This is a genomic window from Shewanella sp. AS1 (assembly GCF_021412565.1).
Classification (GTDB): Bacteria; Pseudomonadota; Gammaproteobacteria; order Enterobacterales; family Shewanellaceae; genus Shewanella.
The window spans coordinates 209,619-223,530 of record NZ_JAKCLJ010000005.1 but is presented as its reverse complement, the minus strand read 5'-3'; the positions used below and the strand labels follow the sequence as shown (position 1 = coordinate 223,530).

Below are 13,912 nucleotides of genomic sequence, written 5' to 3'. Positions count from 1 at the left end.
GCATTTAATACCAAGATCTTAGTCGATTATCTTGAGGAATTTATTTTGAGCGAAAAATTTCAGCATCTTGTCAACGCCATCGATAATGCCATCGCCAGTCAAGATGTTGAGGCCATTAAACAGCTGGTCGCCAAAATATCGGCCGCCGAAATCGCCCGCCTAATCGAATCTCTCCCGTTGAAGATGCGCCTGTCGCTCTGGCAGCAGGTGCCCACCGCCAGCCGTACTAAGGTGTTATTGGAATTGAATGGCGAGCTGCGCCGCGCGTTAATCGCCGAAACCGATGAGCAGGAGCTGCTCGATAGCCTAAGTGCGGTGCAGATGGATGAGCTGGCCGATATCGATGAGGATCTACCCATGGGGGTGATCTCGGCCATGGTGCAGGCGATGGACTCACAGCGCCGCCAGCGTTATGAGCTGGTAAAACATTACCCGGACGAGAGCGCTGGCGGCCTGATGGATGTGGATATTACCGCGGTGCGCGCCGATGTCTCCATCAAGGCCGCCCTGCGTTACCTGCGTAGGTTGCGTCAGCGCAAGGCGGGGCTGCCTGAACATTTAGACAGTTTAATGGTGGTGGATCGCAACAATGTCCTGCTTGGCGTCGTGCCCCTGAGCCAGCTGGTTTCTAACGATCTTAACTTAAGTGTTCGCCAGGTGATGTCCACCCAGGTAACCCGCTTTACACCGCTTATCCCCGCAAGTCAGGTGGCTCAAGTGTTTAAGGATGACGATCTGCTGTCTGCGCCGGTTGTGGATGAGCAGCATAAGCTGATTGGCCGCATCACGGTTGATGATGTCATCGATGTGATTCAGGATGAAGCCGATAAAGAGGTGTTTTCCCGCGCGGGTCTGGACAGCCACCCGGATATGTTTGCCCCCATAGTCAGCAGCAGCGGGCGACGCGGCCTCTGGCTAGGGCTGAATCTTATCACCGCCTTTCTCGCCTCCTGGGTGATAGGCCAGTTCGAGGCTTCCATCGAAAAGGTGGTCGCCCTGGCGGTCTTGATGCCCATAGTCGCCAGCATGGGCGGCGTGGCTGGCAGCCAGACCTTAACCTTAGTGATCCGCGGCCTGGCACTGAATCAGCTTAATCGCAGCAATCTGGCAAAACTGGTTGGTCATGAACTCGCTATCGGAGGATTAAATGGCGCGCTGTGGGCGGCTGTGGTGGCCAGCATCGCCTATCTCTGGTTTGGTGACTGGCAACTTGGGATAGTATTTGGGGCGGCGATGATGATAGTGCTGCTGTGCGGCGTACTGGCTGGCACCCTTATTCCGACCTTGCTGAAAAAGCTAGGGATAGATCCTGCGCTGGCCGGTGGCGTGGTACTGACCACTATTACCGATGTGGTGGGCTTTTTCGCCTTTTTAGGGCTGGCAACGGCCTTTATTCTTTAGAGCCTGATCAACCCTCGATAAAAATAACAACTATCCGTCCAGCTTGGGAGTTGGCTTCTCCTCCTCACTCTCATTAAGCGACGGATATTGGGGTTCGTGCTTGATGCTGATGGCACCATCGAGGTGGATATCCCGCTGTGGGAAGGCAATAACAATCTGGTTTTCGTTGAAAAGCTCATAGATACGAAAACGGATATTACTGCGGATCTTACGTGTGTCGGTTTCGGTATTGGCATAAATCCAGAAGGTGCCGTCAAACTGCAATGCATTATCGCCAAAGTCGGCAAACAGCACCACAGGCTCAGGGGATTTCATCACGGTGCTGTCTTCATCCAGCACCTGTTTTATCAAACTGGCCACCAGATTCACATCTGAGCCATAGGCGACGCCGACACTTAGTGTCGATCTCAGTTTGTTGTCGATAAGCGTCCAGTTAGTCACTGTGTTCTCAAGCAGCTGGCTGTTCGGCACCAGCATGTGAACGCCATCGTTACGGCGGATCAGGGTCGAGCGGGTATTGATGCTCTCCACCACCCCCTTGGTATCGCCTATCTCTAAAAAATCGCCGATACGAATTGGCCGCTCCCACATCAAGATCCAGCCACTGATAAAGTTATTGATAATATTCTGCGCGCCAAACCCCACACCTATGGCGATCGCGCCGGAGACAAAGGCAAAGGCCTTAAGGGGAATATTGAGGATCTCAAGACTGGTGATCAATATGGTGGTGATGGCCAGTACCAGATAGAGTCTCGAAAACAGATGAACGGCATCGGGGGCAACTTTACGGGCAAGCAGTCCTTTGCGAATTAACTTACCAATACGGGTCACCACAAACCAGGCGAGCAGGAGCAACAAGGGCACCTGCAAAACTTGCAGGACAGTTATCGATGTATCGCCATAGGTAAACAAGACATAAGACAAAATTGCTTTTATGTTTTCCCAGCTCATCTTCTCTCCAGTGCAGACAAACCTATTTGAGTATAACAAAAAGTCTCAAAAGCAATTGCAAAAGCAATGGCAAAACCAAAGGCAAAACCATTCGCCTTATCATTAAGGGCAAGTTATCTGGGCCATATAACAGGTAATTGCCAATTTAGGCCAAACTTTACCCAATCAAACTCTCACCGAAATCTCACCGAAAAAATCGCTGAACCCTGGAGAATTAATAAGAATTCAAATTAAAAAAGCAAGTTAACATCAAGCTTTACCTGCCATAAAACTGCCACAAAACAGTAGCAAACAGGGTTTAAGGTGGAAATTAGTTCCACAACAATGCTAAGATAGTTACAACACTAACTATTAGACGTATAACAATTGTGTTTAATACTTGGTTAACTACACATTTCTATAAGCTCAGGAGGGCACAATGTCGTCAGACAATGCAACGGAAGAAAATCTCATCTATTCACTCTGGTCAAAGACCCGCTTAAAGTGCAAAGAGGCGTTTCAGTTATTCTGCTTAATCGCCATTTTAAGCACCTATCTCTTTGTCATGTTGAAACCAAGCTGGATTCAAAATAACAAAGCGTTAGGAGGTCATTAATAAATGCACTACCTAACTTATGTGTCATTGGCCATCTATTTCATCGCCATGCTTTGCATCGGTCTGTTTGCCTATAAACAATCTACCAGCGATGTGTCGGGTTATATCTTAGGTGGCCGTCAGGTCAGCCCTCAGGTGACAGCCCTGTCGGCGGGCGCCTCGGATATGAGCGGCTGGATGTTAATGGGTCTGCCCGGCGCCATGTTCCTGGTGGGGTTCGAGACCATCTATATCGCCCTTGGTTTGTTGATCGGTGCGCTGGTCAACTATCTGGTGGTGGCACCTAAACTCAGGGTCTATACGGAAGTTGCCGATAACTCGCTGACAATCCCAGAGTTTTTTGCGAAACGCTTTAATAACACCAACAACCATATCCGTATCGTCGCGGCCGCGATCATAGTGATCTTTTTCACTCTGTATACCTCGGCTGGCTTAGTGGCGGGCGGTAAGCTGTTTGAATCTGCCTTCGAACTCAACTATGAACTGGGGCTGTTCATCACCCTAGGGGTTGTGGTCTCCTATACCCTGCTGGGTGGTTTTTTGGCTGTGAGTCTGACCGACTTCGTGCAGGGCTGCATCATGTTTGTGGCGCTGATCTTAGTGCCGGTTGTGGCTTATCAGCAGTTTAACGATGCCGACAGAATGATGAACTTCGCCTATGAGTCTATCCCCCATTTTAGCGAGGCGATGCAGAACATCAGCTTGCTGGGATTGATTTCGGCGCTCTCATGGGGGCTTGGCTATTTTGGTCAGCCGCACATCATAGTGCGCTTTATGGCGATCCGCTCGGTATCGGATATTAAGACGGCGAAAAATATCGGCATGAGCTGGATGACAGTTACCATAATCGGTGCGCTCGCAACCGGTCTGGTGGGGATTGCCTATGCCAACAAGTTTGATATGAAACTGAGCGATCCTGAAACCATCTTTATCGTGTTCTCAGAGCTCTTGTTCCACCCTATGATCAGCGGCTTCCTGTTAGCGGCTATCCTGGCGGCTATCATGAGTACCATCTCCTCTCAGCTACTGGTCTCTTCCAGCTCACTGACAGAAGATATCTATCGTGTGGTCGCCAAGAAGGAAGCCAGCGAACAGGAGATGGTAAAAATGGGTCGCTATGGCGTGGCCGGTGTGGCCATTGTCGCGAGTCTGCTTGCAATGGATCGCTCCAACAGCATCTTATCTTTAGTCAGTAATGCTTGGGCCGGTTTCGGTGCCGCCTTCGGTCCGCTTATCCTGTTTAGTCTGTATAAGAAAAATCTCACCCACAAGGCCGCCATGGCCGGGATTATCTCGGGTGCGGCGACTGTGCTGTTCTGGATTTATGCTCCCGTCCTGAGTGATGGCAAGGCATTGAGTTCAGTGATCTACGAGATGATCCCGGGCTTTATGGTGAGCAGTCTGGTGATTTGGGTTACCTGCGCCTTGGACAGCGCGCCCTGTAAGCATACTGTCGCCACCTTTAACGAAGCGAGTCGAGTATTAGCAGAGGAAAGGTAGGGCAGCAAACATGGCAAAATTACACTGGAAACGCATAGTCGTTAAAGTAGGAAGTGCCTTAATTGCTCCCCATAAAGCAGGCTGTAGCAGTCACTTCCTGTTAGGTATCGCGCATTTTATTGCTAATTGTCGCGCACAGGGATGTCAGGTGGTATTGGTATCGTCGGGTTCGGTTGCCGCAGGTTGGCACCGCTTTCCCGAGGTCAACAACCCCAATGTCGCCACCAAGAAAGCCATGGCCGCCGCAGGCCAGGCCGATATGATGGCAACCTGGGATAAGCTGTTTGACTTCCCCTCGGCGCAGCTGTTGGTGACCCATGGCGATCTCAGGGACAGGGAGCGCTACATCAGCATTAAAGAGACCATCTTTAGTCTGCTGGAGCATGGGTTACTGCCCATCATCAATGAAAATGATGCGGTCACCACAGATAAGCTTAAAGTTGGCGATAACGACAATCTGTCGGCCATGGTCGCGGCAGCGGCCGATGCCGATGCCTTGATCATCTGCTCTGACGTCAAAGGTCTCTATACCAAAAATCCGAACCTAGATCCGAATGCTAAGTTGATCCGACAGGTGAGCGCCATCGATGAGCGTATCTATCAGATGGCCGGCGGCGCCACCAGCGATGTCGGCACAGGCGGTATGCGCACTAAGATTGAAGCGGCGGAAAAAGCCATCTCTCACGGTGTCGAAACTGTGATTGTCGATGGCTTCGACCCCGACTCCTTTCATCAGCTATTGAAGGGGCAGAATCCCGGCACCCTCTTCAGTCCCTTCGAGAAGCCGATGCAGGAGCATCTGCACTGGATGACCCACACCTCTCAGGCCCAAGGGGAGTTAATTGTCGAGAATGATTTCGAAGGTGATTTTGAGGGCGAGCATACCCAGTTGACCAGCGACGATGTGGTCGAGGTCAAAGGCAACTTTTCCGTTGGCGACACAGTATTAGTGCGTAAAGGCGATGGCACTAAACTGGCGAAGGCCAAATCTAACTACAGCAGTTGCCTATTAAATTTTATTACCGAGCAGGAAGATCCCGACTTTGCCAGCGATGTGCAGCAAAAGACAGGGCCCATTATCTCGGACAAAAACATCGCCATACTGGAATAAAGGACAGGAGCAGACATGAGCTTGATCCAAACACTGTCGAAACAGGCAGCCGAAGCGGCGAAAACCCTCGCCGTTCTGAACGAACAATTGAAAAACACTGTACTGCTCGACATGGCAAGGGCCCTGCGCGCCCACAGCTACGAGATCCAGAGTGCTAATCTCATCGACATGACCAACGCCCAAAATAATCAACTTAGCGATGCCATGTTGGACAGATTAAAGATGACCCCAGAGCGAATTGGGGCCATGGCCGCAGGCATAGAGGATATTGCCGCCCTGCCCGACCCCATAGGCGAACTGCGCGAGATGGGGCAGCGTCCTAACGGCCTGAATATCAGCAAGATGCGGGTTCCCTTAGGCGTGGTCTGTATGATCTATGAGGCGCGCCCCAACGTGACCGCAGATGCCGGTGCGCTCTGCTTTAAATCCGGTAATGCCGTGGTGCTTCGCGGCGGTAAAGAGGCGCTGGCAACCAGTAAAGTGATCGCCGAGATCATGCAAACAGTGCTTAAACATTATGGTCTGCCGCCGGCGCTGATCACTGTGGTGCCGGATCCCGATCGCGCCCTGATGCTAGAGCTGATGCAGCAGCGTGACTATATCGATGTCATTATCCCAAGGGGCGGTGAAGGCCTGATTAACTTCGTAACAGATAACAGTAAGATCCCGGTTATCCAGCATTTTAAAGGTGTTTGTCACCTCTATGTGGATAAAGACGCCGATCTGGATAAGGCGCTATCGCTGCTGCTGAACGGTAAGACTCAGCGCACAGGGGTGTGTAACGCGCTCGAAGGCTTACTTGTGCATCAGGATATCGCCGACGCCTTCCTGCACCAGGTCGCCAAAGCGCTGGCCGAGCATGACGTCAAGATCAACGCCTGTAAGCAGGCCGCCACTTACTTCAACGGCTGTCAGGTTATTGAAGAGCAGGCGTTTGGTCAGGAGTATTTAGACTTAGAGATAGCGATACGCCAGGTGGAAGACTTTAATCAGGCGCTGGAGCATATCCACCGCTTTGGCAGCCACCATACCGAAGTGATCTGCACCCAAGATGAGATGACGGCGGCGCGCTTTCAGCGAGCAGTAGATGCCTCAGTCGTCATGGTGAATGCCTCTTCACGCTTCTCCGATGGCGGCGAATTAGGCCTGGGCGCCGAAATTGGCATAGCCACCACTAAGCTACATGCCTACGGCCCAATGGGGCTAGAATCGCTCACCACAGAGAAATACCTGGTTCAGGGTACCGGACATATCCGAGCCTAGGCTCGGTTATTTCCACACGCCCAGCTGTTGATCTAGCGGGGCGTTTGATTATCAATCTTATAAAATTCAACTTTTTATCTAAAAAAAGGAGTCTGACTATCTCTCAGCCCAAGTTAGATCCCCAAGTTCGCATCGCCTTTATCGGCGGCGGCAACATGGCCAAAGCCATTATCGCGGGATTACTCAAACATGGCCACGACCCTAAAAACATTCTGGTCTGCGCCCCGAGCCTGGCGACCACAAGCGCCATCGCCGAGCAGTATGGTGTCGGCGTGAGTCAGAGTAACAGCGACGCCGTGAGTTTTGCTCATGTGTTAATCCTAGCGGTTAAGCCTTTTATCGTGCCTTTAGTGTGTGAGGAGCTGCAGCCATTATTGGCAGAGCAGCAAGATAAACAAGCGAGCAAGCTGGTTATCTCTATCGCTGCGGGCATTACACACCAAACCATCAGTACTAAGCTCAATAACCACAGCTCAGTGGTGTGTGCCATGCCTAACCTGCCCACGGCCATAGGTCAGGGGCTAACTGGCATGTTCACTCACAACACCACTGCGCCTCAAAGGCAACTGGCGGACGCTGTGATGAATGCGGTTGGTGATACCGTCTGGCTGGAAGATGAGAAACAGATGTCGACCATAGTCGCCACCGCTGGCAGCTCACCCGCCTATTTCTTCCTGTTTTTGGAAGCCATGGAAAAGGCCGCGATCAGACAAGGGCTACCGGCAAATACCGCCACCAAAGCCGTGTTACAAAGCGCCATGGGCGCCATCAGCATGGCGATGGAAAGCCAGCTCGACTTTGCTGCGCTGCGCCGGCAGGTGACCTCACCCAAAGGCACCACAGAGCAAGCAATCTTAGCGTTTCAGGATGGGGATCTCGATGAGTTAGTGGCCAATGCAATGAACTCTGCCGCCGAGCGCGCTAACGAGCTGTCCTTAGGCTAATCCTGCAATAATGGCTTTATATTGGCCGCCGGATGAATCGAACCGGCGGTTTTTTGCACCTCTTTTACCTTAGGTTAAGAGCGATTGCCGAAATAGGTGTTATCGCTATAGTCGTAGAGCCACTCTGGGCGATAGACCACTAGCAAGGTCACCGCCATGCCGTTCAGCAATGCCTCGGGAAATCCCATTAGAGGGATTAACAAGAGGTAATTATCTACAATATAACTCCAATCGTAATCCCCCTTAAGCCAGAGCCATAAAGACCAAGGCAGCATGTAAAAGGCGATAGATGCAAAACCGTTGATAAAGGCGCTACCAAAGATGTAGATAAACAGGTGGTGCGGCAGAAATTTAAAAATCTGGCTATAAACAACGAAGCAGAGAAATAGTGGCAAGGCGGCCATAAACAATCCATACAGCGCAAAATCAAAGGGTTGTTTCACCACGAAAACAGAGAAAAACAGCACAGGCAGCAGGCTGATACAGGTCGCCAGGCGCCAGCCAAACATCAGCATCAGGGTCACCAATCCTAAGAAATGAAGCTGTATCCCCTGTGTGATACTGGCGTTAAGCAACCAAAGCCCGTTGATCATAAAGGCCGTTAGCCAGACGCGCCTTTGTGACCCCTTATTGTGCATCACAGCCTGCAGATCCTTTACCGGCCAGATGGCCCACAGCCACAAAAGCAACAGAGCCAAGGCCAGCAACTGGGCAACATCCCAATGCCAATTTATGGACGCAAAATGTGCTGCTAGAAACTCTGTCACTGGCTCTCCCCTATGGGTCAGAAAAACGAAACTGCCTCTTTCTATCTTAATGCACTAGAGATGATTGAGATCCCAATTTGCTCCTAAGGCTTTGTTTGAAGCTTTTAATTTACACTTCTTTAATTGAAAGGCCATTTGAGATTAATTATCATTCGCAAAACATTAACCCCACACTGGATAATGCTGAGCTTGGTTGATTTGTTTAATCTGTCAGCAGTCCATTTCACAGGCAGAGTTAAGACTAGATGAATGTAGTTCATGGATTAAAATGGTTTCATAACTGGGTCGGCATTTTTATCACGCTCACTATGCTCACAGTGCTGACCACAGGCATTTACCTAGGCAGTGTGGACATAATCAAACGCACGCAAAATTACGATCAGCCCTACCTTCCCCTCACGCTTTCCCAAAAAGCCGAGGCGGTAGCCCAGCTATTTGAGCGTTATCCTGAGATGAGCACGGTTCGCTTTCCCACTGAATATACTCCCTATATTCAGGCCTCGACCCGAGGAAAGTCGATTGTATTTGATAATCAGCTCAATGAGATAGCCGTCAGGCAAAACTCAGATTACCCCTTCTACAGTACCTTCTTCTGGTTGCACCGCAATTTCCTGATGGGAGATGCGGGTAAATACCTTAACGCCTGGGCATCCTTAATTGGGGCAGCTATCACCTTAGTGGGGATCTATCTATGGTGGCGAGTACGAAAAGGCTTTCGCCTGAGCCAGAGTATCCCGCGCAATACCCGCTCTGCCAGCCTGTTTAAGAGTCACATGCAACTTGGGTTGTTTATCTCTATCCCCTTGTTTGTGCTCTGTTTGAGTGGCTTTTTAATCACCTATAAAGGCTTATGGCTTGATGCCCTAAAAACTCAGCCAGAGCAAGGCGTCACTTACCCAGCCAGCGAGCCAAATGATTGGTTGAGTCAGCTGAGCACAGCGCAAAACGTCTGGGGGGCGTCGCAACTGGTTGCCGTCAGCAAGCCCCGCGCCCGCACCGACGCTGAGAATCCGCCTGAGCTTAACTACCGCATAGGATTTAACGCGCATCCTAGTGTTTGGCTACGCGAAGCCGATGCCATCACCATGAGTTATCAGCAGGGTCAAATCTTGTCGGCATTGAAGCACAGCGACAGAAGTATCACAGGTAAAATCGCCTCCTTTGTCAGACCCCTGCATGATGCGCTCAATATGCCCCTTAGCTATGTATGGCTCATCACCTTAGTCTCCTGCGTCGCCACCGTGATTTTGCTCTTCAGTCTGGTGACCTTTTACCGGCGTACCTTTACAAAACCCGCCCGCTAAACCCGCCCGTCGGGCTGATGCTATAGCGCATCAGGCCTGGCTTATCCGGCCTAAGACTCTGACTTGTCATTCCGCTTATGTTTGCTTTAATTAGTGGGCAACTATTTTAATCTAAAGGAGTTTTTATGTTAGGAGAAAGCCACTCTCTCGCAAATGATTTTCCAGAATATCAAGCAATTATCGCGAAGCTAATTGCCAGTGATGCCGAGTTTGCCAAAGAAGTCAAAAAGTATGATGCCCTTGATAAAGAGATCAGGGTGCTGGAACTTAACGGCGCTCCTATCGAAGACGATGCCATGCATCAGCTAAAGCATGATAGGGCCGAGATGAAAGATGCCCTCTATCAAAGGCTAACCCAGGCGCAATAATAGATAAATTGCACCCTAAACTGAATAAAGACGAGGGGACTGACTGGTCAGTCCCCTCGCGCATCACTCGCCGCCACACTTGTTCTAGCGCGAAATAAGCAGGCTTCTTGAGCAAGCCCAGAGAAACTAAGATTGACATTTTGTGTCAGTCCTAGAAGATGTATAGCGTATAAACAGTTCATCAAACTCAATTAGGAAGAGAACATAAATGAAAAAATCCTTAATTGCTATGGCATTAGCTACCGTTTTTATTGGTGGCTGCAGCAACCAAGATACCAGTTCTAACAACACACCTAGTGCAGATGTCGTTGCCCAAACCCCAGCTAAAGCTGAATTAGGCAGCTTTGGTGTCGACTTAAGCGCCCGTAACCTGAATGTAAAACCAGGGGATGACTTCTTCATGTATGCCAGTGGTACTTGGTATGACAACTTCGTCATGCCCGCTGACAAAACCCGTTTTGGTGCATTCAACGCCTTAGCCGAGCGCAGTGAAGAGCAGGTTAAAGAGATCATCGACGATATCGCCAGCCGTAAAGATCTCAATAGCGAAGAGCAGTTGATCGCCGACTTCTACAACGCCTATATGGATACTGAGACAATCAACAAACTCGGTATTACACCTGTGCAAGCCACCTTAGATCAAATTGCCGCCGTTAAATCGACCGACGATCTGACTAAACTCTTCGGCGATTCCTGGTTACTTGGTATCACCACGCCAATTGGCGGCGGCATGTGGTTTAACCGCGTTGACCCAGACCAATATGAGATGTCACTCGGCGCGGGCGGCTTAGGTCTGCCAGATCGTTCTTACTACCTGGAAGACAGCGAGCGTTTCGTAAAAATCCGCGAGGCTTACCTGGCCCATATCACCAAGATGCTTGAATTTGCCGGCGTGAAAGATGCCGCTCCTCGTGCCGAGGCCATACTAGCACTGGAAACCAAGATCGCCGAAGGTCACTGGCCACGTGAGAAGCGCCGTAACCGCGATCTCACTCTGAACCAGATCAAGCGCGATCAACTCAGCACTGAGTACCCAGGTTTCAACTGGGATCTCTATTTTGCAGAAACCGGTTACAAAGTGCCTCAGCTAAATATCTCTCAGCCTGAGCCTATCAAAGCCATGATCAATCTTATCAACAAAGAAGATATCAAGGTTTGGCAGGACTACCTCACCTTCCACACAGTCAGTGACAATGCCGATCTGTTAAGTGACGAGATCTACAACACCTATTTTGACTTCTACGGTAAGACCCTAAGCGGTCAGCAGGAGCCTCGTCCACGCTGGAAGCGTGCGGTTGAGCAGATGTCTGGCACCCAATCACTGGGCTTTGCTATCGGTAAAGTCTACGTTAAACGTTACTTCCCAGAATCATCCAAGCAGCAGATGGCAGAGCTGGTGAAGAACCTGCGTACAGCTATGGGTCAGCGTATCGATGGCCTGGACTGGATGGGCGAAGAAACCAAGGTTAACGCTCACGCGAAACTGGCCTCTTTCAATCCTAAGATTGGCTACCCAGATGTTTGGCAGGAGTTTGATGGCCTAGTTATCAGTAAGAACGACATGGTCGGCAACATCAAGAGCCTAAGACAGTTCTTCAGAAACGACAGTGTGGCCAAAGAGCTGCAAAAAACCGACCGTAACCGTTGGGGCATGACACCACAGCGCGTTAACGCTTACTACAACAGCTCATTTAACGAGATCGTCTTCCCAGCGGCTATTCTACAACCGCCGTTTTTCGATCCTAACGCAGACCCAGCCGTTAACTACGGTGGTATTGGTGCCGTGATTGGCCACGAAATGGGACACGGTTTTGACGACCAGGGCTCTAAGTCTGACGCTAAAGGTATTCAGCGTAACTGGTGGACTGATGCCGACCGCGCCGCATTCGAAGCCAAAGCCGATCAACTGGCTGCCCAATACAGCCAATATGAGCCAATCGAAGGCAACTTCGTTAACGGCCGTAATAGCCTAGGTGAAAACATTGGTGATGTGGGTGGTCTGTCAATGGCTTACCACGCCTACAAGCTGAGCCTGAACGGTAAAGAAGCACCTGTGATCGATGGCCTGACCGGCGATCAACGTTTCTTCCTTGCCTGGGCACAGGTTTGGAAAGAGAAACGCACAGAGCAGAGCATGCTTAACCAGCTTCGCGGTGGTACTCACGCCCCTGGACGCTACCGCGCCCTGGCACCACGTAACCACGATGCCTGGTATAAAGCGTTCAATGTACAGCCTGGCGATGCCCTGTACCTGCCTGAAGATCAACGTGTGAAGATCTGGTAATCACCAAGATAAATAACGCGGATCGATATCAATGCCAGTCACTTTGACTGGCATTTTTTTCCCTACCTATTTACCTACATTAGGCCAAATCGGCCTGTCAAGAAGACGATAGCCCAAGGGCAATAACTTGACATCAATCACGCCTTAATTAACTATCAGATTTCAATTGTTGAAATAACAACCAAGTATTGAAATAACAACCAGAGTTACCCCGAACAATCATCCAAGTGAACATAGAGGTTCAAGCGGCGCGTGATAACACTAATCTTAGACTAGGGTTAGCGCTGTATCAGTCACTAACAGATTAATTTAAAGGACATATCATGATTAATCGTATCCTGACATTTACACTCCTGCTTATCCTGCCTATGGCGGTTCAAGCCGAAAATTACTCCATTGGGACCGGTGGACAGAGCGGTATCTATTATCCCTTTGGCGGCGCCCTGGCTAAGGTCTGGTCTGCCAACGTGCCCGATGTTAATGCCAAGGCTGAAGTGACAGCAGCCTCGGTCGAGAACACAATCAAGGTGGTGCGCGGCGATATGTTGGCGGGCATAGTCATGGGCAATGTGGCGCTGGATGCCTATAAAGGCGAAGGTAAGTTTAAGAGTGCCATGCCGGTCAAGACACTGTTCGCCCTCTACCCTAACCTGGTGCATGTGATCACCCTTAAAAAATCCGGCATAGGCTCGCTGCCACAGCTCAGGGGCAAGCGGATCTCCCTCGGGGCGCCCGCCAGCGGCACGGCTGTGACCGCCGCCGCACTGCTGGAATCCATAGGGATAGATGTCGAAAAGGATATCGATGCGGTTTACCTCAATTACTCAGAAACCACCAACGCCTTAGCCAATGGCCAGATTGATGCCGGCTTTATCGTGGGCGGTCAGGGCGTTGGCGCAGTAACACAGATAGCCCTGACCCGGGATATCAATGTGATCCCCGTGTCCCAGGCAGAAAGCGCCGCCTTTATCCGAACTCATCCCGCCTATAGCAGCTACATCATCCCAGCCGATGTTTACAACAATGTGGACGCCGTTTCGACCCTGAGTGTCTGGAACGTGCTGCTGGTCAATGCCAGCATGAGCGATGAGATGGCCTATAACCTGACTAAAGCAGCCTTTGAAAACATGGGAGAAATTCGCAAAGTCGTGAATGTCGCGGGGGCGACCACCCCAGAAAATGCAGACAAGCTTAAAGGCGTACCACTGCATCCCGGCGCAAAGCGATATTTAGATTCCCTGGCCAAATAGCCGGTTCGCAAGCCAGACGAATAGCATCATCACGACAATTAAATCCAATAACACCTCTGCCGAGGCGAAATAGCCTCGGCAGACTGTTCATCAATTGTAAAAATCAATAATAACCAGATATTTGAATGGTAGCTTGCTCCACAGCACCATATCCTGAGTAATTTGAGGTATAAG

General features: G+C 50.4%; 11 protein-coding genes. 9 read left to right on the top strand and 2 right to left on the bottom strand.

Annotated elements, in window-relative coordinates; translation table 11 throughout:
• Nucleotides 1-45 precede the first annotated feature (45 nt).
• Nucleotides 46-1,401, top strand: a complete 1,356-nt coding sequence (gene mgtE / locus LZP69_RS09525) for a magnesium transporter (protein WP_234200119.1) — start codon at nucleotides 46-48, stop codon at nucleotides 1,399-1,401.
• Between the two features lie 30 nt (nucleotides 1,402-1,431).
• On the opposite strand, the gene LZP69_RS09520 is transcribed toward mgtE, so the two are convergent.
• Nucleotides 1,432-2,352, bottom strand: coding sequence for a mechanosensitive ion channel family protein (locus tag LZP69_RS09520; protein ID WP_234200118.1), 921 nt, complete (start codon nucleotides 2,350-2,352; stop codon nucleotides 1,432-1,434).
• 598 nt (nucleotides 2,353-2,950) lie between these two features.
• Here LZP69_RS09520 and putP point away from each other — a divergent pair.
• From putP to proC, 4 genes are read left to right on the top strand one after another with little or no spacing between them, the layout of a single operon-like run.
• Entirely contained in the window at nucleotides 2,951-4,447 is a 1,497-nt protein-coding gene (gene putP, locus LZP69_RS09515; protein ID WP_234200117.1) for a sodium/proline symporter PutP, read from the top strand.
• Between the two features lie 10 nt (nucleotides 4,448-4,457).
• Nucleotides 4,458-5,558: a glutamate 5-kinase gene (gene proB, locus LZP69_RS09510; protein WP_234200116.1), complete on the top strand. Its 1,101-nt coding sequence runs from the start codon at nucleotides 4,458-4,460 to the stop codon at nucleotides 5,556-5,558.
• A gap of 15 nt (nucleotides 5,559-5,573) precedes the next feature.
• A complete protein-coding gene (locus LZP69_RS09505) occupies nucleotides 5,574-6,821 on the top strand; it encodes a glutamate-5-semialdehyde dehydrogenase (protein ID WP_234200115.1) in 1,248 nt (415 codons plus the stop codon).
• A 44-nt stretch (nucleotides 6,822-6,865) separates the two neighbouring features.
• Nucleotides 6,866-7,765: a pyrroline-5-carboxylate reductase gene (proC, locus tag LZP69_RS09500; RefSeq protein WP_234200114.1), complete on the top strand. Its 900-nt coding sequence runs from the start codon at nucleotides 6,866-6,868 to the stop codon at nucleotides 7,763-7,765.
• Nucleotides 7,766-7,839: 74 nt separating this feature from the next.
• Here the strand turns inward: proC and LZP69_RS09495 are convergent, their stop codons facing one another.
• Nucleotides 7,840-8,532, bottom strand: coding sequence for an energy-coupling factor ABC transporter permease (locus LZP69_RS09495; protein WP_234200113.1), 693 nt, complete (start codon nucleotides 8,530-8,532; stop codon nucleotides 7,840-7,842).
• A 245-nt stretch (nucleotides 8,533-8,777) separates the two neighbouring features.
• Here LZP69_RS09495 and LZP69_RS09490 point away from each other — a divergent pair, with 245 nt between their 5' ends.
• The 4 genes from LZP69_RS09490 to LZP69_RS09475 all read left to right on the top strand — a co-directional run bounded on the left by LZP69_RS09490 (nucleotide 8,778) and on the right by LZP69_RS09475 (nucleotide 13,738).
• Nucleotides 8,778-9,836, top strand: a complete 1,059-nt coding sequence (locus tag LZP69_RS09490) for a PepSY-associated TM helix domain-containing protein (RefSeq protein WP_234200111.1) — start codon at nucleotides 8,778-8,780, stop codon at nucleotides 9,834-9,836.
• 125 nt (nucleotides 9,837-9,961) lie between these two features.
• A complete protein-coding gene (locus tag LZP69_RS09485; protein WP_234200110.1) occupies nucleotides 9,962-10,204 on the top strand; it encodes a YdcH family protein in 243 nt (80 codons plus the stop codon).
• A gap of 208 nt (nucleotides 10,205-10,412) precedes the next feature.
• Complete coding sequence (locus LZP69_RS09480) at nucleotides 10,413-12,488, top strand: M13 family metallopeptidase (protein WP_234200108.1); 2,076 nt, start codon at nucleotides 10,413-10,415, stop codon at nucleotides 12,486-12,488.
• A 323-nt stretch (nucleotides 12,489-12,811) separates the two neighbouring features.
• Nucleotides 12,812-13,738 (top strand): TAXI family TRAP transporter solute-binding subunit, encoded by a 927-nt coding sequence (locus LZP69_RS09475; protein WP_234200106.1) that lies wholly within the window; start codon nucleotides 12,812-12,814, stop codon nucleotides 13,736-13,738.
• Nucleotides 13,739-13,912: the final 174 nt, after the last annotated feature.